Raw genomic sequence first — 20915 nt, forward strand, 5'->3', positions numbered from 1 at the left:
GCTGGCTGCCATATTTCGCGCATTTCCCGAGGATAGTGCGGGCGCAGGCCGAGAACGCTACGGCGCGGGGTCTCGTGTGATGTCGAGCGGGTTGTCGCGGAGCTTGTCCGCCAGCCCATTTCGTAGCGCGGTCGCCGGGCTGCTGTGCGGTTTACGCCCGGCTTGATGTTCGAAGCAGCGGGTGAACTCCTCGGCCAGGCCCAACCGCGGCCAGTGTGACAGCACCGTCGCGCGGGTGTCGGCAGACAGCAGGTCGACGCCATGGCCGCTGATGTCGACGGAGGTGGCGCGTTCGAGCAGGTGGCCTTCAGGATCGATATCGACATCCACCGCTGCGCACATGTGCCGCACGATGATCTCGTGCAAGCGCTGTGCCCGCGCTGCGGGCCAGCCCGCACCGGCGGCGAAGACCATCGCGACGTGACCGCCCGCATCCTCGAAATCGAGTGCATACGAGTCGAATTCGCGTACCAGGCCGATGTCGTGGAACGCCGCGGCGACATACAGCAGCTCGCGATCGACGGTGATTGCTTCCGCGTGAGCCAGCGTCGTCGCCCAGTGGAAGGAGCGCATCGAATGGTTGAACATGGCGGGAGAGTGGTAGCGGCGGGCCACTTCTCGCGCGGCGCGCGCCGCGGCGGTGTCGACTTCGGGCAGTTCGCTCATTCCGCCCACGCCGAATTCTCGATGACCTCCACGAAATCCCCGCGCACGAAACCGGGGACGAAATGGGCGAGCACATCGGCCTTCACATTGCCGAACGTGGTCTGCGGGCGATGCCGGATGCCGTCGGTGAACGCGGCCAGGATCTCGGTTTTGAAGTTCGGGCGCGGGTGCGCGGCAACGACTTCCGCGCGTTCGGCAGCGGTGATCGCGTCGTAGCCGATACCCAGCACATCCAACTCGACGCCACGGGTGACCAGTGCGATCTCCGCCGCCATGTGCAGCGGGATCTCGGGGGTGGTGTGCAGTGCGATCGCCGTCCACACCCGATCTGCGGCCGCCGTGTCGATGCCGTGGGCGGTCAGGAACCGGCGGGCCTCGTCGGCGCCGTCGATCTCGAATCGTTGATCGGCGGTGCGGTACTTCTCGGTCAGCCCGAGGTCGTGGAACATCGCGCCCACGTACAACAGCTCCGGATCGAACTCGAGCCCCGCGCCGAGCCCGCGCAGCGCCCCGAAGACGAACACTCGCCGCGAATGGTGGAACACCAACGCGGACGCCACCTCTCGCACCAGTTGGGTCGCCTCGCGGGCCAGCGCGCTGTCGGGGATCGCCACCCCGGCGATCATCTCCGTACTCACCGTTCCTACCTCCTTCGATCGGGTCCGGTGTCCACTGTGCCCGCGCCCGCTACACTCCCACCATGTCCAAAATGCCAAACAAACCACAGATTCGGACATGAGTCATCGCGTCGGATTCCTCGTCTGCGACCAGGTCACCCTGCTCGACATCTCCGGGCCGGTGGATGTCCTGCACAATGCCGAGGGCCGCTACGAATCCGTGCTGCTGTCGCCCGGTGGCGGACTGGTCCGCAGTTCGTCGGGCATCGCGTTGGACACCACCGCGGTCGCCGACGCCGGACCGATCGACACCCTGGTCATCCCGGGCGGTGAGCATCTCGTGCGGCATCGCGTCGACGCGGAACTGCTGGACGCCGCGCGCACGCTGGCCGCCACCGCGTCTCGAGTGGCCTCGGTCTGCACCGGTGCGTTCGTGCTCGCCGAACTCGGGGTGCTCGACGGCCGCCGCGCCACCACCCATTGGCGGCATGCCGCCACCCTGGCCCACCGCTACCCGCACATCGATGTCGTGGCCGACGCCCTGTACGTCAGCGATGGCCCCTACCTGACCTCGGCGGGCATCAGCGCGGGCATCGACATGGCGCTGGCGCTGCTCGAACACGACCACGGCCCGGACTCCGCGCGCGCCGTCGCCCGCGAACTGGTCGTCTACCTCCAACGCCCCGGCGGCCAATCCCAATTCTCGACCGCACTCGACACGCCGCCACCGCGAATCCCCGCCCTGCGCACCATCATCGACGCCGTCCACGCCGACCCCGCCGCCGACCACAGCGCCACCACCCTCGCCGCCGCCGTAGCACTGAGCCCCCGCCAGATCACCCGCCTCTTCCAAGCCGAACTGGGCACCACCCCCGCCCGCTGGATCGAACGAGTCCGCCTCGACCTCGCCCAGCAACTGATCCTCAACGGCCACACCATCACCGCCGCCGCCCGCCGCAGCGGCCTCGGCAGCGACGAATCCCTCCGCCGCGCCTTCGCCCGCCACCTCGGCCTCACCCCCACCGACTACAAACACCGATTCGCCACCACTCGCGAGTCGTGACCGCGAATGCCGCTGCCGCAACGGCGTTGGGCCCTGCGCCCGCCCCAGTCCTGGATTGCGGTGTCCAGTGGATGGGTAGAGCAGGCGCAGGGCACCCCGCGAAAGGTGGAGCATTCCACCGATGGTCATCGAGGGAACCAGTCTCGGTGACCGCAGAGATCGTAGGCAGCTCCGAGTCGATCATGGGTACCCACCACACGAGATCATCGAAGTCCCGTTCGAGGCTGTGCGGAAAACGAAGTGCCGCCGCCGATGGCACTGCCGCACAACCACTCTCAGCGAGCTAATCGATCTTGGTGTCAGTTGGTGATGGTGCACTGGGCGATCTGGGCGAAACCGGTAACGGTCTGCTCGTCCTTGACCACCCCGTCCACGGTGACTCGGCACGAGATCGAGCCCGAACCCGTGTTCTGCACGTTCATGTTCCACCCGAGGATCGAATCGGCCGCACTTGTTTTCACCCGCTGAGGCTTACTCGCACTAGCCGCCCGGTACGGCAGCTGCCCGAGCCGCGGTGCATGGCGTAAAACTGACCTATGGGAAGACAGGCGTCCACCGTGCTCTACGTGATCGCGATGATCATCCTCATAGGCGGCGTAGACATCCTGATCTTCAGACACCACCCCTGGCCCCGCCTGATGGCCAACATCGGCATAGTCCTACTCTTCGGCGCCTTCTACCTGAGATTTATAAAGGGCTCCTGAGCTACCGCATGCCGAGGCTCAGAACTCGAGTTCTTCCCACGTGATCCGGATCGGGAACGGATAGTCGAATGTGATGCCGTCATGTACGTCGGCGATCCATTCACCTGCGATGAGATAGTTGGCCGGGTGCAAGGGGCTCACGCCGTCCGGAAGTGTCCCGTGGCCGGTTTCGAGTGCGTATGTTCGGACACTGGAAATCCGGCGGGGGTTGCGGGCGAGGGTGACTTCCCAGTACCAGGGGATTCCGCCTGCGGCATAGCGGGACTTCTTCGCTTCGATGTCCTGCTCGGAATTGGACTTCGACAGCACCTCGCCCACCATCAGGACATCCGTGGCCCGGACATCCTCGTACTCGTGCTCGAGGCAGCGGAAGGCGAGGAAATCCGGTGTCACGAAGTCCGATTTACCGTCTCGGCCGAAGAAGATATTTGTTTCGGTGGCGACTCGCCAGCACCGTTCCGGCTGCCGGGACATCTCCGCGCGTGCGCATCGGCGTAATGCCGCCCAGAGCATATTCGTGTATTCCTGGTGCTCGAATGGCGCGCGCCGCAGCCAAACCGGGCGGCCATCCCACAGTTCGATCTCTCCGGCGATTTCGTCGGGCAATTGCCCGAGCTCCTCCCAGGTCATCCGTTCCGGCAGGTCAGGGCGCTCGACAGGCGTGGTCGGCATACCGTTCATGGTAGCTCGGCCGACCTCTGGATCTTCCCACCACTCGCAACTCGCCATGGTCCCCCTTCGAACTGACGTTCTCATTCTCGGGAGATTCGTAGCCGCCGGCCGGTCGGATGGATCGTGGGGTGCAGACTTCGAAAGGTAAGGCCGCGCAGCATGTTCGGAACCGCACGGCCCTGTGTCGGCGGTCAGTTGTAGGACTTGGCGACGTCGTCGAGGAGGTGTTCGAGGGTGTCGTAGTTGGGGGGATCTACGACGTTGACCAGGTTGGTGTCGACCGGGATCTGGTGGGCGGTGGTCACTTTGGTGAAGAGGGACGCGTCTGCCGGGCGGAAGCCGTGTTCGGCGGCGAGGCGTTGGAGGTCGGGGTCGGTGGTGAGGAGTTTGCCTAGTTTGTCGCCCTTGTCGTTGAGGGGGACGACGGTGTGTTGGGAGAGGACTGTGGGTTTGGGGTACATGAGGACCATGTCGGGCTTGAGTTGGTTGTGGACTGCGGCGTCCACGTATTGGGCCTCGTAGATCCAGGCCATGGGGACGGGGCCCATGCCGTTGGCGAGGTAGTCCTGGAAGGGGCCGTCGCTGCTGGATTCGGTGTAGCCCTGGCGGGTGAACAGGCGCGAGACGCGGGAGACCGCGGCGTCTTCGGCGGTGGTGCCGCGGACGATGGTGTTGTCGTTGGCCACGTAGGCGGTGACGGCCAGGTACATGGCGGCCGAGTTCGAGGTGCGGGGGTCGGTGGTGGCTACCAGGACGTTCTTGGAGACCGGGTAGACGGTGTTGCCGTCCAACTGGTTCCACTGGGTGCCCTTCTCGGCCAGCGACAGGTACTTCTCGACATCGAAAGTTGTTGTCGCGCCCTGCTGTACGATTCCGGCCTGGGTCAGCAGGTCCGCGATCGGTTTGAAGGTGGCGATGGCCATGGGGGAGGAGAAGGGGGTGTACTTCGCGGTTACCCCGGACTGGCGCTGGATGCGCTCGGCGGCCGCCGCACTCGATGGGAAGGCGAAATCGTATTTGCTCAGGTCCACCGAGGTGGCGATCTGACGCGAACCGGCGGGCTCGAAGTCCACCTTCAACCCGTGTTTCGCCAGCGCGTCGGCCACCTGCGGGTCGTTGAAGAACGCGGCCTTCTCCGAACCGATCACACCGTGCACCGTGGTCAACGCCGGAGCGGCGGCGGGCGCGGAGGACGAATCCGGCTGCCGCACAGCCATGATCACCGCTATCGCCAGCACCACCACGACACCGGCGGCCACCAAGGCCAGCACCTTCTTGTTCTGTGCGAGACCCGCGGGAACGAAACGCTTTACCGCACCGGCGAATCCACCGGAACTCTCCGCCGAATGCGCGGCGGGAGAACCATTCTCACCACCCGACTTCGCCAGAACAATCTGCGCGGTATTGTTCTTCGCGCGCAGCGGATCCAACTCTCGCCGCGCGATCCGCTCCACCAGAATCGGGACGAAATCCCGCACCGAATGACCCTCGAAGCGTTTGCGCACCGCACCCACCACGGCCTCCACGCGATCCGGTGGATGCGCCTCGCCGTACTGCTCCACCAGGCGACTCGTCAACTCGCGCAGTGCTTTTTCTTCCCGGGCAGTATCGACCGCCACAGCATCTCCCTCGCCCTTACACCGGAATTGGCTGCGCGACCAGGAAATACACGCCAGTTTCGAACCGGGAAAGGCCACGCCGCACCGACCCTATGGCGCGGGAATGGCCGAATCCTGATCGAAAAGGCAAACGGCGGGTGCGGAGCCGGCGAATTCCCGGTGCCCCAGTCCGTGGGCGGGAACCTCAGGCCTGACCCGGAAAAGCGACCGTGATCGGATTGGCGCCCAGAATCGACTGCCAGGTGGCAAGGCGCACAGCGCATTCCGTGAGCGCGTCGATCCCGGTCCGGCGTAGCTTGTCGTCCGAGGACCGCTCCACCAGCGACCGCCACGCCGCCGCGGTATCCGACTCCACCGTCACCGCCAGGTTCGCGGCCGGGATCGGATCGTTCACCACGATCGGCGAGGTGTAGGCGGCCGCCGGCTCGGGAACCGTTGCGCCACTGGCCTTCAGCAACTCGATGGTGGAATCGCGCCGCGCCCGGTGCGCGGCGGTGTACTCCGCGACCAACTTGTCGCGATCATGATTGGCGTAGGCCGCGATCACCCCGTAGGCGTAGACAGCGGCGTACTCGGCGCTCAACGCATCGGTGAGCGCCTGTTGATCAGCGGTGGTCATGCGAGCAGAACTCCTGCGTGCGTGGCGCAACTGGCACTGATCGAGGCGAGCAGGCCGGCGCGGTATCCGGTGAGGGTGGCGGACAGGGCGGCGGCCGAACGCTGCGAATCACTCAGTCGGGTACGCAATTCGGCAATGTGTGGCGAGACGATCGCGCCAGGCGGGGTCGGCGGCACCCGGCGGCTCGGCGTGGTGCCGTCCCCGTACACGCCCACGGCCCGGTCGATCTCGGTGCGCAGCGTATTCGCGTGCGCGGCACGCTGATCGGAGATGGTCTGCAACTGCCCCGCCCGATCCGGCACCGTGGCGATCGCCGCCTTGGCGGCGGCCGAATCGTAGAGCGCCGCGGTCTCCTGTGCCAGCAACGGATCCGGGGCGGCGGGTGCGTCGTCCTTCGTGCACGCGGTGAGCGCGCCGACGGCGGCGACCGCCACCGCACCACCGCCCGCCAGCCGCAATGCGGTGCGGCGAGTCACGGCGGGAGTCGAAGAATCGGGGATGAGCAGGCTGGGCACGGGGTACATCGTGCCAGCCGTCGCCGACCGCTTGCTGCGGCAGGTTGCTTCGATAGGGTGTGATCAGCGACGATGGGCAACCATCACGGGCGCGTCGCCAACGGACACGCCGTGATCGCGGCGGTGACACGCCGTCCGCGGCGCACTGCCGACCATGCCGAAGTCGAGAGAGTCGGCTGGTCCTTTACACTCTTTCAGCGCGTTACGCTAGACCTTCGGTTCGGTATTTCACCGGCGCCGCCCCACCCGGCGGTGCACCGGTTCCACCGACCGCGCCCGACCAGTACCGATTTACCGACAACTCAACCCGTGACAACTGAACCAGGAGCCGCAGCACATGCCGATGCCGACCGAGGAAAGGGTGAGCCAGCTATTAGCTGGTCTCGCACAACGCCGAGGATTCGACCTCGAAGGCGTCGTGATTTCGGCTGCCGGTACCACCCACACCAAGGTCAAGGTGATCGTCGACAGCGACGACAACGCCGACCTGGACGCGGTGGCCGACCTGAGTCAGGAGGTCTCGCAGGCCCTCGACGACGCCGGTGACTTCGGCGAAACCCCGTACCTGCTCGAGATCACCACCCCCGGTATCGACCGGCCCCTCACCAGCGCGCGCCACTGGCAGCGCGCCCGCGGCCGCAAGGTGAAGATCGTTCTCCGTCCCGGCGCCGAATCACCGGAGGAGAAGGGCAAGAGCACGTTCGAGGCCCGTGTGGGCGCCACCACCGAGACCGAGGTGGCGCTGGTCCTCGGCGGCAAGCGGAAGCCACACCGGGTGACGGTGCCGCTGGCCGATATCGAATCCGCGGTCGTGCAGGTGGAGTTCAGTCCACCCGGCGCCGCCGAACTCGAACTGGCAGGGGGAGTAGCGCCGGGGCGACCACAGCCCGGCGCTCGGGAGGAAACCGACACAGCAGCGTCCGATTCACTGACCGAAGGGATCGTGGAATGAACATCGAAATCGAAGCCCTGCGCGCGATTGTCGCCGACAAGGGGATCTCGATGGAGACCGTGATCTCCGCGATCGAGTCCGCGCTTCTCACCGCCTATCGGCACACCGACGGGCACCAGACCAACGCCCGCATCGACATCAACCAGAAGACCGGCACCGTGCGGGTGATGGCCCGCGAGGTCGACGCCGACGGCAACGTCATCTCCGAATGGGACGACACGCCAGAGGGTTTCGGCCGCATCGCCGCCACCACGGCCCGCCAGGTCGTGCTGCAGCGGCTGCGCGACGCCGAGAACGAGAAGTCCTTCGGCGAATTCGCCACGCACGAGGGCGATATCGTCGGCGGCGTCGTGCAACGCGACGCCCGGATGAACGCCCGCGGCACCATCGTGGTGCGGATCGGCTCGGAAGCCCATGGGGCAGAGGGCGTTATCCCGCCCGCCGAGCAGGTGCCGGGTGAGAGCTACGAGCACGGCGAACGCATCAAGTGCTACGTGGTCGGCGTCTCGCGCGGTCCGCGCGGCCCGCAGATCACCCTCTCGCGCACGCACCCCAACCTGGTGCGGCGACTGTTCGCCCTCGAGGTCCCCGAGATCGCCGACGGCTCGGTGGAGATCGTGGCGGTGGCGCGCGAGGCCGGGCACCGCTCCAAGATCGCGGTGCGCTCCACGGTGTCCGGCGTCAACGCCAAGGGCGCCTGCATCGGCCCGATGGGTCAGCGCGTGCGCAACGTGATGAGCGAACTCGCCGGCGAGAAGATCGACATCATCGACTACGCCGAGGATCCGGCGAGCTTCGTCGGGAATGCGCTGTCCCCCTCGAAGGTTGTCTCCGTCACCATCGTCGACCCCGATGCCCGGGCCGCACGCGTGGTGGTGCCGGACTTCCAGCTCTCCCTCGCCATCGGCAAGGAGGGCCAGAATGCCCGGCTGGCAGCCCGATTGACAGGCTGGCGAATCGACATCCGCAGTGATGCGGCCGCTGATTCCCAGGGCGGTTCCAGGCCCGCCGCGGCGGCCGGTGGCGGCGAGTCACACCGGGGTTGATCTTGCCGGACGCGTCCGGCCGAGCCGGTCCCGAAATTTGTGAAACAGACCCCTCGGATGACAGGTTGGTAACTTCCAAGGGGTACGGATGCGGAGATCGGGACGTGACAGCGGTAGAGTGGACGCAGGCTCAGCACGAGTCTTCGGCTTCTCTGCGCGCCGAGCGGGAATCGGATAGCTCGAAACCCGTTCGGACCTGCATAGGATGTCGCAGACGCGAGCTGGCTGCCGATCTGATGCGGGTCGTGGCGCAAGGTTCTGCCGAAGATGGGCAGGAGCTGGCGGTCATTCCGGATCCGCGGCGCAGACTTCCCGGAAGGGGTGCCTGGTTGCACCCCACTTCGTCTTGTCTGAGCCAAGCAGTTCGGCGCCGAGCATTCGGCAGAGCACTACGAGTGTCCGGACATCTGGATATCTCAGCCCTGGAGCATTACGTAGAGAACAGGCACGAGCACTCATGAGCAAACCGTGAAGTCCCAGAAATGATCGGCCTTCGAAATTAGTCGAGGTCGTGCGGGCGCCCCGTCGTGAAACGGGCTGCTGCGCTCGACCTCTGAGTGAGGAGAGCAGTGGCAGGCAAGGCCCGCGTGCACGAGTTGGCTAAAGAACTCGGTGTCACGAGCAAAGAACTACTCGCACGGCTCAAGGAGCAGGGCGAGTTCGTGAAGTCGGCGAGCTCGACGGTGGAAGCACCCGTCGCGCGTCGCCTCCGGGAATCGTTCCAGCCCAAGAGCGCGTCGAACGGTTCCGCGAAGTCGGCGTCCAAGCCCGGTTCCGGTTCGTCCGGCGCCCCGGGTTCCAAGCCGTCCCCGGCCGCGGGTGGACCGCGCCCCGGACCCCGTCCTCCGGCGCCCGCCCCGGCTCCGGCCCCCGCGCCCCGTCCCGCGCCCGCGGTGTCTGCTGAGCAGGCGACCCCGGCCGCGCGGTCCGAAGCGCCTTCCGTCAGTCCGGCGTCGGCGGCCCGTCCGGGTCCCGCTGCGCCGAAGCCGCCGGTTCGCGAAAACGCTGCTCCCGCAGCGCCTTCCGCTCCGGCAGCAGCCGCGGCTTCCGCTCCGGCGGTCGCTCCGGCTCCGCGTTCGGATGCCCCGCGTCCGAGCCAGCCGCGTCCCGCGCAGCCGCAGGGTCAGGCTCCGGCCGCCCCGCAGAGCTCGGCTCCCAGCAGCCCGTCGGCCGCGCCGCGTCCGGCCGGTCCGAAGCCGGGCCCGAAGGCTCCGCGCGTCGGTAACAACCCGTTCTCCTCGGCTCCCGAGCGTCCGGCCTCGCGGCCGGCTCCGCGTCCGGGTGGCGGCCAGCAGCAGGGTGGCGGCCCGCGTCCGGGTCCGGCCCAGGGTGGCCCGCGTCCCGGCCCGCAGGATCGTGGCCCCCGTCCGGGTGGTCAGCAGGATCGTGGTCCCCGTCCGGCTCCGGGTCAGGGCGGTCCCCGTCCGGCTCCGGGTCAGGGTGGTCCGCGTCCGGCCGCCGGTCAGGGTGGTCCCCGTCCCGGTGGACCGCGTCCCAGCCCCGGCTCGATGCCGCCTCGCCCCAACCCGGGTGCCATGCCCGCGCGCGCTCAGCGTCCGGCCGGTCCGGGTGGCGCAGGCCGTCCGGCCCGTCCGGGTGGTCCCGGTGGCGCCGGTGCCGGTCGTCCCGGTGGCGGCGGTGGCGGTGGCTACCGCGGTGGCGGCGCTCCCGGTGGTGCACCGGGTGCCGGTGCCGGTGCGGGTACCGGTGGTGCTCCGGGTGGATTCCGTGGTCGTCCCGGCGGTGGCGGCGGTGGCCGTCCCGGTTCCGGTGGTGGTCGCGGCGGTGCCGCGGGTGCCTTCGGTCGTCCCGGTGGCGCGCCCCGCAAGGGTCGTAAGTCGAAGCGGGCGAAGCGCGCCGAGTACGAGAACCAGCAGGCGCCCATCGCCGGTGGCGTGCGGCTGCCGCGCGGCAACGGTGAGGTCGTTCGCCTCGCCCGTGGCGCATCGCTGTCCGACTTCGCCGAGAAGATCGGCGCCAACCCGGCTTCGCTGGTACAGGCGTTGTTCAACCTCGGTGAGATGGTCACCGCAACCCAGTCGGTGAACGAGGAGACCCTCGAGCTGCTGGGCTCGGAGATGAACTACATCGTGCATGTGGTCTCTCCGGAGGACGAGGACCGCGAGCTGCTCGCCAACTTCGACCTCACCTACGGCGAGGACGAGGGCGACGAGGACGACCTGCAGATCCGTCCGCCGGTCGTGACCGTCATGGGTCACGTCGACCACGGTAAGACCCGACTGCTGGACACCATCCGCAAGGCCAACGTCCGTGAGGGCGAGGCCGGCGGTATCACCCAGCACATCGGCGCCTACCAGGTGCTGACGCACGTCAACAACGACGACCGTCTCATCACCTTCATCGATACTCCGGGTCACGAGGCGTTCACCGCCATGCGTGCCCGTGGTGCGAAGGCCACCGACATCGCGATCCTCGTGGTCGCGGCCGACGACGGCGTCATGCCGCAGACGGTGGAGGCCATCAACCACGCGCAGGCCGCGGATGTGCCGATCGTGGTGGCGGTCAACAAGATCGACAAGGAAGGCGCGAACCCGCAGAAGATTCGCCAGCAGCTGACCGAATACGGTCTGGTCGCCGAGGAGTACGGCGGCGAGACCATGTTCGTGGACATCTCGGCGAAGCAGGGCACCAACATCGAGCAGCTGCTCGAGGCCGTGGTCCTGACCGCGGACGCGTCCCTGGATCTGCGGGCGAACCCGGACATGGACGCGCAGGGTGTGGCGATCGAAGCCCACCTCGACCGCGGCCGTGGCCCGGTGGCGACCGTGCTGATCCAGCGCGGCACCCTGCGGGTCGGCGACTCGATCGTGGCGGGTGACGCCTACGGTCGCGTCCGCCGCATGGTCGACGAGCACGGCGACGACGTCGAGGCGGCCCTGCCGTCGCGGCCCGTCCAGGTCATCGGTTTCACCTCGGTGCCCGGCGCAGGCGACAACCTGCTCGTGGTCGAGGAAGACCGGATCGCCCGTCAGATCGCCGATCGCCGCAACGCTCGCAAGCGCAACGCCCTGGCAGCGCGCAGCCGCAAGCGGATCTCCCTGGAAGATCTGGATGCCGCTCTGAAGGAGACTTCGGAGCTGAACCTGATCCTCAAGGGCGACAACTCCGGTACCGTCGAGGCCCTCGAAGAGGCGCTGCTCGGTATCGATGTCGGCGAAGAGGTGCGACTGCGGGTCATCGACCGCGGTGTCGGTGGCGTCACCGAGACCAACGTCAACCTGGCGTCGGCGTCCAACGCGATCATCATCGGCTTCAACGTCCGTGCCGAAGGCAAGGCGACCGAGCTGGCGAACCGCGAAGGCGTGGACATCCGCTACTACTCGGTCATCTACCAGGCGATCGACGAGATCGAGAAGGCCCTCAAGGGTCTGCTCAAGCCGATCTACGAAGAGGTCGAGCTGGGTCGGGCGGAAATCCGCCAGATCTTCCGCTCCTCCAAGTTCGGCAACATCGCCGGTTGCTGGGTGACCTCGGGTTCGGTCAAGCGCAACGCCAAGGCGCGCCTGATCCGCGACAATGTCGTGGTCGCCGAGACCGTCACCATCGCGTCGCTGCGACGCGAGAAGGACGACGCCACCGAGGTTCGTGAAGGCTACGAATGCGGTATGACGTTGACCTACAACGATATTCGCGAGGGCGACATCGTCGAGGCCTACGAGCTTCGCGAAAAGCCGCGCGACTAGGTAGCAGTACACGATCCCGCCGGGTCCTCTGGGCCCGGCGGGGTTGTGCCCCTTCCCTTTCCGGGTAACGGTGCGCGCATTTCCCGGGGCGCGTTCATATGACTGAAAAACTGTTTTTCGGAGCGCTCGAATTCGATATCTTGCTCGGTGACGTGCATTCACTGAAGGAGAAGCGCTCTGTCATCCGCCCGATTCTCGCCGACCTCAAGAGGTTCGAGGTGAGCGTCACCGAGGGCGGAGAGCATGACCGGTATCGGCGATCGTTGCTCGGTGTGGCAATGGTCAGTTACGGCATGAATCACCTGACCGAGGTGCTGGACAAGTGTGAACGGCACGTCGCGAATCGTCCGGAGTTAGAGTTGCTGTCGGTACGCCGTCGCATCTTCGGACCCGAAGACTGAATCAACGAGGAGGGCTGGGCATGGCTGATCAAGCCCGAGCACGCCGACTCGCGAAGCGCATCTCGTCGATCGTGGCCACCGCGATCGAATACGAGATCAAGGATCCGCGACTGCGGTTCGTCACCGTCACCGATGCCAAGGTGACCGGCGACCTACGCGAGGCGACCATCTACTACACCGTCATGGGCGAGACCATCGACGCCGAACCCGACTACGCGGAAGCCGATGCGGGCCTGCGCAAGGCCGCGGGCATCCTGCGGTCCAAGGTCGGCGCGGGCACCGGGGTGAAGTTCACCCCGACCCTGGCCTTCGTGCTGGACAAGGTGCCCGAGGTCGCGCGTGAGATGGAAGAACTGCTGGCCAAGGCCCGCGCCGTCGACGCCCGGGTGGCGCAGACCGCGGTCGGCGCCAGCTACGCGGGCGAGGCGGACCCGTACAAGGCGGACGAAGACGAAGACGACGACGAGGCCTGACCGGCCATGACCCCCGTCGATGTGACACCGGCTGTGGAGCTTCTCGACAGCGCGAAATCGGTGACGATCCTCTGCCACATCCAGCCCGATGCCGACACTCTCGGCAGCGGGCTGGCTCTGGCGCAGGTGTTGCGTCGGCGCGGGGTGCCGGTGGTGGTGGCCTTCGCCGAACCGGCCGAGGTGCCGGTCTCGATGCGCGGGCTGCCCGGGCTCGAATTGCGGCGTTCCGTCGATCAGGTGCCCCGTGAGGTGGATGTCCTGGTGACGGTGGACTGCGGCAGTGCGGGACGGCTGGGGGTGCTGCGCGACCGGTTGGCCGGTGCGCGAACCACTCTCGTGCTCGACCATCACCGCTCCAATACGCGTTTCGGCGCGGTCAACGTGGTCGACGAGGACGCCGAATCGACGGCCGGTCTCGTGGCGCGGGTGCTGGACGCCTGGGGTGAGCCGATCGATCGCGATATCGCGTACTGCCTCTATGCCGGATTGGTCACCGACACCGGCTCTTTCAAGTGGGTTCGTGAGGGCTCGCATGCCTTGGCCGAGCGGCTGCTGTCCACGGGTATCGACGGTGCGACCATCACCCGCACCCTGATGGACACCCATCCTTTCGCTTTCCTGCCGATGCTTTCTCGGGTGCTGGGCTCGGCTCAGCTGGATCGGGAGGCGGCGCACGGCGCGGGTCTGGTGTACGCCTACGTGCATCGCGCCGACACCCCCGGGGTTCGCTCCGAGGAGGTGGAGAGCGTCATCGATCTGCTGCGCACCACCGGTGAGGCTCAGGTGGCCGCTGTCTTCAAGGAGACGCGCACCGCCGGGCTGTGGACGGTGTCGTTGCGTTCGCATGCGGCGGCCGATGGTTCGCCGGGTGTCGATGTGGCCGCCGTGGCCACCGCGCTGGGTGGTGGCGGTCACCGCTATGCGGCGGGCTACACGACCACCGGCACCGAGGCGGAACTGGTCTCCGCGTTGCGATCTCAACTGGGCTTGGCAAGCGCCGGAGAGTGAGACGCGACACGGTCCGGGGACCGGTCGAGTAGGGCGCGGGGCGGCCGATCATGGCCGTCGCCAAGGGAATTCGGTGGTCTGAATCATCTTCGACCACGTGTTATCCGATTTTGCTATTGCCACGATGATTGGCAAACTCTGGGCTACCCATTCCCTGTGCCCTGAGAGTTGACAGCAATGATGAAGAGATCGCGGCTCGCGATGTTCATCGCGGCCACCGCCGCGATCGCCGTCGTTTCGACCGGAACCGCCACCGCCACACCGCAATCCGAGCCCGCGGCAGTCACCGCGCTCGACACGGCGGAACTGGCCGAGCTCACCCGCCTGTCCGACCCCGCCACCCTCGTCGACCTGCACGACGGTGCGCGGCGGATGGATCGGATCGCCGAGGTCCTCACCCGCAACGGTGATCGCCGGGGCATCTTCGCGGTCTTCTACCGCAGCATCCTGCACGACGCCAACCCGCTGCTGGACGCCGGGAACTTCGACGACCCGCAGTGGGCGCGCGCAGTGAGCCTGGAGTTCTTCCGCGAGTACCTGGTCAACCTGCACGGGCATCTCACCGGTGGCGCGGTGACGCCGGGCTGGCAGCGCTACTACGACATGGCCGCCGACCCTTCCCGCTCGCCCGGCCGGGTGGCCGCCAGCGCGCTGGACGCGCACCTGATGGTCGACTTCCCGGCCGCGCTCGCCGCGACCGGCACCCGGGTCGAGAACACCCGCGACTTCTTCGCCATCGGTGATTCGCTGATCAACACCACCGGGCACATCACCGATGAGCTGCACGCCATCTACGGGGCGAAGCTGGCCGGGTTCTTCGGGCTGTACTTCGTCGGGCCGGTCGCGGATATCGCACTCGGAGAGGGCAATACGAGCTACCTGATGTTCCAGAGCGTGCGCGGCACGTCGCTGACCTCGGGGCTGGCGCTACAGGTTCCGGCGACCGCCGGAGCCGCCGAGGTCGCGATGTACGGGCTGTACAACACGGCCGAGACGGTCTTCGACGGGCTGGAATTCGCGAACCTGATCTGATCCGCTGGTCAGTCGGGCAGGCCGTAAACCTTGACGCCCTTGGGTGATTCGACGCGGTAGCCGAGCGTGATGGTGGTCTGGGCCTGCGGGTCCAGGGTGGTTTTCCAGGTCAGGATGCCCAGATCGTCGCGGTCGGTGGGCTGCGGCTTCAGGGTGGTGTCGCGGACGGTGACGGTGGCGTCGCGGGAGACCGGGAGGCGGTCGAGGACGGTGATCACCGCGGGCCGCGCGGTGTGGTTGGCGAGGGTGATCGTGTACTCCACGTCGGTGCGACGCGCGGAGCCCAGGGTCGCCTTGGTGGCGTTGCGGCGCACCAGTTCTCGTTCGATCCGGATGCGGTCGTCGACGCCCAGCGCGAGTTCGCGCTCCTCGCCGGGTGCCCAGGCTTCCAGGGTGGTCGCGCCGACATACTCGGCGTCGTGGAACAGTGACGCGCGGCCCGGCGGCAGGGTGTGGTCGGAGCTGTTGCGGACGGTCGCGCGCAGGACCGCCTCGGGGGAGCGGACCGGTGCGGTGACGTAGTCGAGGTCGGCCTCGAGGTCGAGGGCGGTGATCACCGTGCGATGCGCGGTGCCGTCGGAGGGGACGGCGACGGGACGCTGCGGGGTGTAAGTGGCTGCGGTGACGCCCTGTTCGACGGTGGCGACCGATTCCCGCACGGCCGCCTTTCGCGCCATCATCTGCGGTGCGGAGGGGGCGGGGGCCGCCATATCTGCCGCCGCGCCGAACGCCCCGCCGGGCGAGGGCATCGAGCCCGCGAGCGAGCGGGTCGGCTCCATCGACACGCCGATGTACCACGGGTCGAGCTCCGGCACGTCGAGTGCGTGCGACGGGCGGGCCGTCGAGAGCTGCAACCGGCATTCGGGCCAGTCCTCGCCGGTGTGCTGCTGCACCAGCCCGAACCAGCGCAGCGCCAGGCCCGCGTCACCGAGACGCAGGTCGTAGCTGCTGCTCCAGCTCGCGCCGTGCACCACGTAGGTGACCTCGAGATCGACGGTCACCTCGACGGCCGCCTCGACTGCGATGTGGGCGGCCTGGGTGTCGGGATGCTGGCGGCCGCGCAAATCGGTGAGTCGCCGTTCGACGGCCTTGCGTTCGCGAATGAGCTCCTGGCGCTTGCGTTCCCGGTCGCGTCGCCCGGCGTGGATGGTGCCGTACTGGGCCTCGAGGCTGTCGCCGAACGCGACGATCCGCTCGTTGTCGGCCTTGGCGAGGCGGTCGGCGGATTCGGTGGCCAACCGCTTCAGGAAGGTGACGCGGGCTTCGGCAGCATTGTCGGCGTCGGCGAGTTCGACTATGGCGGTGTCGATCTCACGCATTCGGGCGAGCTGTTCGTTGACCTGCTCGTCGCTGGGTTCGGCCTGGCGTTCGGTGACGATGTCGACTCCGAGCACGGTCATCTCGCCCTGCCCGGACACCCGGATGGAGTCGTGCAGCAGGCCCGAGGGCAGCTCGGCGACCCGCAGCCGCTGCTCGCCCGCGGGCAGGGTGGCCTTGCCGGACCTGGTCACCCGCGCCCGGTCCGGATAGACGGTGACCGCGGTGATGGCGGTGTCGAGTGTGATCATGTCCCGAGCATGCCTCGAGTTCTCGCGACTGTCAGGAACGTAGCGCTTTCGCCAGCAGCGGCCACGAGTCGTGCAGGTCCTGCTGCCAATAGCCCCACGAGTGGGTGCCGGTGGGGCGCAGCGCGAAAGTGGCCGGGATGCCGAGACTTTCGAGCCGGTCGCGCAGCGCGCGGGCGCACTGGTCGGTAATGGCCTCGAGCACTCCGCCGTTGGTCAGCTGGGCGGCGAGTTTGGCTGCGTCGCCGTGGATGCCGGGCCCGTCGAGGGTGTCGAGCGGGCCCGGGATGCCGGTGCCGGACGAGACGTAGATCGCGGTGCCGCGCAGGCCTTCCGCGTGCAGATAGGGGTCGTTGTCGGTCCAGGCCGGGTCGCCGGGCGGGCCCCACATGTTGGCGGGGTCACCGTGCCAGCGCAGCACGACGGCATCGACGAACAGCCGTCCGGCCGGGTCGCTGGTACGCGCGCAGCCGCTGTAGGCGCCGATCGCGCGGTAGCGGCCCGGCGCGGCGAGGGCCAGCTGGAACACCGAGGTGCCCGCCATCGAGATGCCCGCGATCGCGTTGGCGCCGTTGCCGTTCAGCGCCGAATCGATGATCGGCGGCAGCTCGCGGGTGAGGAACGTGGTCCAGCGTTGACGGCCCAGGACCGGGTCGTCGGCGTGCCAGTCGGTGAAGTAGCTGCCGTTGCCGCCCATCGGCGTGACCACGGTGACCTGCTTGTCTTCGAAGAAGTCGGCGATATCGGTCTGGGCGGGCCAGCTGCTGGCGTCACTGCCGCCGCCCGCGCCGTTGAGCAGGTAGAGCACGGGGGCGGGGGTGCTGCCGTCGGGGGCGCGCAGGACCTCGACGGTGATGTCGGCGGCCATCGCGGTGGAGTGCACGCGCAGGCTCAGGGACCGGTCGCCGGTGTCGTCGGCGGCGAGCAGGCGGGAGTCGTCGGGTGCGGCCCGGGCGGCGGACAGGACCGTGGGCGCCGTGACGGGGCCGGCGTGCGCGGAGAGCGCCGGAGACAGCCACGGCAGGGCCACGGCCACCGCCAGCGGAACGAACAGTCGTGCCGATTTCACCCACGAACTCCCGGTGCGTCGATCGGATCGATTCCGCCGGTGACGGTAGGTCGGAAATCCGGTGCCGACAATGCCTTCCGGCGCATTTTGGGAGTGGTCAGGTCGGCGGGTGGCATCAGGTTGGGAATCGTCACAGACTTCGATCGCGATGCTGGCGGGGACACCGCCGAATGCCGTTCACTCGGAAGCCGACACCGCACGAATCGAGGATTTCATGGTCGCATTCGGCCTTTTCGACGATTGGCATCCGCAGCCGGGCCGGCTCACCACCTGGACGGCGTCGCCGCGATCGCGGGCGCAGATGCTGGAGGCGCCGAGACACGAGATCGGACCGTCCTACCAGCAGGAGGCCTACCTGCGGGCGGCGCATCGCAACACCGGTGCGGCGCTGCGGGTTTCCCGGTTGTGCATGATCTCGTTCGATATTCCCGGCGTACCCGATCAGCGGGCGATGACGGCGGCGGTGAACGAATTCCTGCGCCGTCACGACACGTTCTCCAGCTGGTTCGAAAGGGATTCCGGCGATCGCGTCATCCGGCATGTGGCCGATCCCGCCGCGATCGAATTCATTCCCGAGGACCTCGGTGAATTCAGTGATATCGCGGCATTGCGGGAACGCGTGCAGGCCGTGACACCGGGACCGTTCGAATGGGATTGCTTCTCCTTCGGCGTGATCGAAAGACCCGATTCGTTCACCGTGTACGCGGCCGTCGACCATCTGCACACCGACGGGGTGGCGCAGGCGCTGTCGTGCGTGGACCTGCTGTGGCTCTACGGCAATGAGATGGCGGGCACCGTGACGGCGCTGCCGCGGGTGGACGGTCATCTCGCCTACTGCGCTCGGGAGCGACGGCTCAACGAACGCCTCACCCTCGAATCGCATGCCGTGCGCCGCTGGGTGGAGGTGTTGCGCGACAACGACGGTGACGTGCCCAGCTTCCCGCTCGACCTGGGTGAGGCGGCCGGATACCGGCCCGGCGCGCAGGCCACCACCACGCTGCTGACCGAACCGGAGATGCTGCGCTTCGAGGAGGCCTGCCAGGCGCGGGGCGGGCGGGTGGTCGGCGGCTGGTTCACCGCACTCGCGCTGACCGAATACGAATTGTCGGGCAGGACAAACTATTTCGGGCTGGCACCGGCCAATACCCGCTTCCTACCGGGTGAGGAGGCGTCGGTGGGCTGGTACACCAACCTGATTCCGGTGGTGGTGCCGGTCGACTCGGGCTCCACCTTCGCCGGGCTGGTCGCGGTCGCGCAGGAATCGGCCGAATGCGCCAAGGACCTCACCGACGTGTCCCTGCACCGGGTGCTGGAGTTGATCACGCCGGACCTCGGCATTCGGACCAGGCCCGGGTTCGCCGCGCCCATGCTGTCCTACGTCGACGTCCGCAAATTCCCCGGCGCGCAACTCTTCGACCGCATCAAAGGCGGCCTCTACGCCACCCCGGCCAGCTCCGGCGAGGTGTATGTCTGGATCAACCGCCTCCCGGAGGAGACCACGCTGAGCGTGCTGTTCCCCGACACCCCGCAGGCCCACGAGTCCGTCCGCAAGTACATCGGCGCCTTCACCGGCGTGATCAATGCCGTGGTGTCCGACGGCGACTACGCGGTCCGGGTTCCCGCGCTCTCGTGACAGTCGGCGCCCCGGGCAAGACCCTGGATGACGTGTCCCGGGCCGCCTGGACGGCCCTGACCGCCTGCCTGCTCGCGGTCTTCATGCAGATGCTGGACCTGACCGTCGTGCACACCGCGATCCCCACCGTCGCAAGGCAACTCGGCGCGGACGACGCGGCACAACTGCTCATCGTCACCGTCTACGGCCTGACCTTCGCCTGCACCCTCCCCACCGCCGCCCGCCTGGGCGAACTGCTCGGCCGGGGACGGGTGTTCGCCATCGCGCTGGCCGCCTTCGCCGCCGCCTCCACCTGGTGCGGAATCTCCTCCAGTGCGGTAGAACTCGTCCTCGCCCGCGGTGTCGCCGGAATCGCGGCAGGCACCGCCGCCGCGCAGACGGTCGCGATCATCGCGACGGCCTTTCCGCCCGACCGCCGCGACCGCGCCTTCGGCATCTACGCCGCGGTCGCCGGGCTGGCCGGAATGATCGGCCCGATCCTCGGCGGCCTGGCGGTCGACGCGAATCCACTGGGCCTGGGCTGGCGCACGGTCTTCCTGATCAACGTCCCGATCGCCGCAGTGGCGATCGGGCTCGTCGACCTGAGGCGGGCTCAGCACGAGATAAACTGTCCCACTGCGGATTTCGAGAACCTAAAGCAGCAGATGGTCGACCGTGATGCGGCCGGTACGACTGCTGCGGCGAGCTGTGGCGCGCCGAGTGGAATCGCTGAGTTCGTGCCGGTTGTCGAGGCTGCCGCCGATTCCCGTGGTTTGAGCGTGCTGCGCGGGATGGACCTCGGTGGCGCGGCATTGTCGGTGATCGGATTGGCGTTGCTCGTGTACCCGCTGACTGCCGGACATGAATTGGGTTGGCCGCTCTGGATTCTGGTGATGCTCGGCCTTTCTGTGCCGGTGCTGGCGGGGTTCGTGCGCGGGCAGCTTCGCCGGACCGAGCCGCTGGTGCGATTGGACCTGTTCGGCGAGCGGGGATTCGCGGTCGGGGCCGTGCTGATGGCTGTCTTCTACGGACTGTTCACGGCGCTGCTGTTCACCGTCTCGGTGACGGTGCAGGCGGGGCTGGGGTGGTCGGCGGCGCGGACCGGGGTACTGATGCTGCCGTTCGCGATCGGGGCGGCGGGTGGTGCGTTGTCGTCGCCGCTGCTGTCGGCTTGGTGGGGCAATCGGGTGCTGACCATCGGGGTCGGGGTGTTCGCGGTCGCGGTCGGGGCGATCGCGGTCACCGTGCGGGTGCTCGGGTCCGGACTGGGGATCGGGTCGGTGGCGGGGCCGGTGCTGGCGGCGGGACTCGGGATGGGGTGGTTCGCGGCGGCGCTTCCGGCGGTGATTATCGCCGGGATTCCTTTGTCCGCCACGGGATCCGCGTCGGGGCTGCTGCCCACCGTGCAGCAGGTCGGCAGCAGTGTGGGGGCCGCGGCGCTGGGGATGGTGTTCTTCGCGCGGCTGGCCGCCGCCGGGGCGCTCACCGCGATCACCACGGTGCTGTGGGCGATCGCGGCCCTGTCGGTCGCGCTGGCCTGCCTCACTCTCGCATTGCCGGCGAGGCGATCATGACGGC

21 protein-coding genes are annotated in these 20915 nt (G+C 67.9%); 12 read left to right on the forward strand and 9 right to left on the reverse strand.

Going from position 1 to position 20915, the window contains the following annotated elements:
• Nucleotides 1-57 precede the first annotated feature (57 nt).
• Both OG300_RS03120 and OG300_RS03125 read right to left on the reverse strand, forming a co-directional pair.
• On the reverse strand, nt 58-666 hold the full coding sequence (locus OG300_RS03120; protein WP_405491919.1) for an HD domain-containing protein: 609 nt from the start codon (nt 664-666) through the stop codon (nt 58-60).
• On the reverse strand, nt 663-1292 hold the full coding sequence (locus OG300_RS03125) for an HD domain-containing protein (protein ID WP_405498452.1): 630 nt from the start codon (nt 1290-1292) through the stop codon (nt 663-665). The genes OG300_RS03120 and OG300_RS03125 overlap by 4 nt, the downstream gene beginning before the upstream one ends.
• A gap of 109 nt (nt 1293-1401) precedes the next feature.
• Here OG300_RS03125 and OG300_RS03130 point away from each other — a divergent pair, with 109 nt between their 5' ends.
• Nucleotides 1402-2346 (forward strand): GlxA family transcriptional regulator, encoded by a 945-nt coding sequence (locus OG300_RS03130; RefSeq protein ID WP_405491921.1) that lies wholly within the window; start codon nt 1402-1404, stop codon nt 2344-2346.
• 299 nt (nt 2347-2645) lie between these two features.
• Here OG300_RS03130 and OG300_RS03135 read toward each other — a convergent pair whose 3' ends face one another.
• Nucleotides 2646-2969, reverse strand: coding sequence for an MmpS family transport accessory protein (locus OG300_RS03135; RefSeq protein ID WP_405491923.1), 324 nt, complete (start codon nt 2967-2969; stop codon nt 2646-2648).
• On the opposite strand from OG300_RS03135, the gene OG300_RS03140 reads away from it, so the two are divergent.
• Nucleotides 2904-3050, forward strand: coding sequence for a hypothetical protein (locus tag OG300_RS03140; protein WP_405491925.1), 147 nt, complete (start codon nt 2904-2906; stop codon nt 3048-3050). The two genes, OG300_RS03135 and OG300_RS03140, sit on opposite strands and share 66 nt — an antisense overlap.
• 18 nt (nt 3051-3068) lie before the next feature.
• On the opposite strand, the gene OG300_RS03145 is transcribed toward OG300_RS03140, so the two are convergent.
• The 4 genes from OG300_RS03145 to OG300_RS03160 all read right to left on the reverse strand — a co-directional run bounded on the left by OG300_RS03145 (nt 3069) and on the right by OG300_RS03160 (nt 6475).
• Entirely contained in the window at nt 3069-3722 is a 654-nt protein-coding gene (locus tag OG300_RS03145) for a Uma2 family endonuclease (RefSeq protein WP_405491927.1), read from the reverse strand.
• Between the two features lie 191 nt (nt 3723-3913).
• Nucleotides 3914-5341: a three-helix bundle dimerization domain-containing protein gene (locus tag OG300_RS03150; protein WP_405491929.1), complete on the reverse strand. Its 1428-nt coding sequence runs from the start codon at nt 5339-5341 to the stop codon at nt 3914-3916.
• A 184-nt stretch (nt 5342-5525) separates the two neighbouring features.
• On the reverse strand, nt 5526-5960 hold the full coding sequence (locus OG300_RS03155; RefSeq protein ID WP_405491931.1) for a ferritin-like domain-containing protein: 435 nt from the start codon (nt 5958-5960) through the stop codon (nt 5526-5528).
• Nucleotides 5957-6475, reverse strand: a complete 519-nt coding sequence (locus OG300_RS03160; RefSeq protein WP_405491933.1) for a hypothetical protein — start codon at nt 6473-6475, stop codon at nt 5957-5959. Before OG300_RS03160 ends, OG300_RS03155 begins: the two co-directional genes overlap by 4 nt.
• Nucleotides 6476-6812: 337 nt before the next feature.
• Between OG300_RS03160 and rimP the strand changes: the two genes are divergently transcribed.
• The 8 genes from rimP to OG300_RS03200 all read left to right on the forward strand — a co-directional run bounded on the left by rimP (nt 6813) and on the right by OG300_RS03200 (nt 15091).
• Nucleotides 6813-7427, forward strand: coding sequence for a ribosome maturation factor RimP (gene rimP, locus OG300_RS03165; protein WP_405491935.1), 615 nt, complete (start codon nt 6813-6815; stop codon nt 7425-7427).
• The gene (gene nusA, locus OG300_RS03170) at nt 7424-8473 is read left to right on the forward strand and encodes a transcription termination factor NusA (protein WP_405491937.1); all 1050 of its coding nucleotides are present in this window, start codon (nt 7424-7426) and stop codon (nt 8471-8473) included. Before rimP ends, nusA begins: the two co-directional genes overlap by 4 nt.
• Nucleotides 8474-8625: 152 nt before the next feature.
• Nucleotides 8626-8934, forward strand: coding sequence for a YlxR family protein (locus OG300_RS03175; protein ID WP_405498453.1), 309 nt, complete (start codon nt 8626-8628; stop codon nt 8932-8934).
• A gap of 108 nt (nt 8935-9042) precedes the next feature.
• Complete coding sequence (gene infB, locus OG300_RS03180) at nt 9043-12177, forward strand: translation initiation factor IF-2 (protein ID WP_405491939.1); 3135 nt, start codon at nt 9043-9045, stop codon at nt 12175-12177.
• A 110-nt stretch (nt 12178-12287) separates the two neighbouring features.
• Nucleotides 12288-12578, forward strand: coding sequence for a DUF503 domain-containing protein (locus tag OG300_RS03185; protein WP_405498454.1), 291 nt, complete (start codon nt 12288-12290; stop codon nt 12576-12578).
• Between the two features lie 20 nt (nt 12579-12598).
• Entirely contained in the window at nt 12599-13051 is a 453-nt protein-coding gene (gene rbfA / locus OG300_RS03190) for a 30S ribosome-binding factor RbfA (protein ID WP_405491941.1), read from the forward strand.
• 6 nt (nt 13052-13057) lie between these two features.
• Complete coding sequence (locus tag OG300_RS03195) at nt 13058-14059, forward strand: bifunctional oligoribonuclease/PAP phosphatase NrnA (protein WP_405491943.1); 1002 nt, start codon at nt 13058-13060, stop codon at nt 14057-14059.
• 177 nt (nt 14060-14236) lie between these two features.
• A complete protein-coding gene (locus OG300_RS03200) occupies nt 14237-15091 on the forward strand; it encodes a DUF5995 family protein (RefSeq protein ID WP_405491945.1) in 855 nt (284 codons plus the stop codon).
• Nucleotides 15092-15099: 8 nt separating this feature from the next.
• On the opposite strand, the gene OG300_RS03205 is transcribed toward OG300_RS03200, so the two are convergent.
• Both OG300_RS03205 and OG300_RS03210 read right to left on the reverse strand, forming a co-directional pair.
• Complete coding sequence (locus OG300_RS03205; protein ID WP_405491947.1) at nt 15100-16659, reverse strand: mucoidy inhibitor MuiA family protein; 1560 nt, start codon at nt 16657-16659, stop codon at nt 15100-15102.
• Between the two features lie 31 nt (nt 16660-16690).
• Complete coding sequence (locus tag OG300_RS03210; RefSeq protein ID WP_405491949.1) at nt 16691-17725, reverse strand: alpha/beta hydrolase; 1035 nt, start codon at nt 17723-17725, stop codon at nt 16691-16693.
• A 214-nt stretch (nt 17726-17939) separates the two neighbouring features.
• Here OG300_RS03210 and OG300_RS03215 point away from each other — a divergent pair, with 214 nt between their 5' ends.
• Both OG300_RS03215 and OG300_RS03220 read left to right on the forward strand, forming a co-directional pair.
• Entirely contained in the window at nt 17940-19358 is a 1419-nt protein-coding gene (locus OG300_RS03215; protein ID WP_405491951.1) for a condensation domain-containing protein, read from the forward strand.
• Nucleotides 19355-20911 carry an MFS transporter gene (locus OG300_RS03220; protein ID WP_405491953.1) on the forward strand — a complete coding sequence of 519 codons (1557 nt, stop codon included), beginning with the start codon at nt 19355-19357 and terminating at the stop codon, nt 20909-20911. The genes OG300_RS03215 and OG300_RS03220 overlap by 4 nt, the downstream gene beginning before the upstream one ends.
• Nucleotides 20912-20915 lie beyond the last annotated feature (4 nt).

Source organism: Nocardia sp. NBC_00511 (genome assembly GCF_045161165.1).
Lineage (GTDB): Bacteria > Actinomycetota > Actinomycetes > Mycobacteriales > Mycobacteriaceae > Nocardia.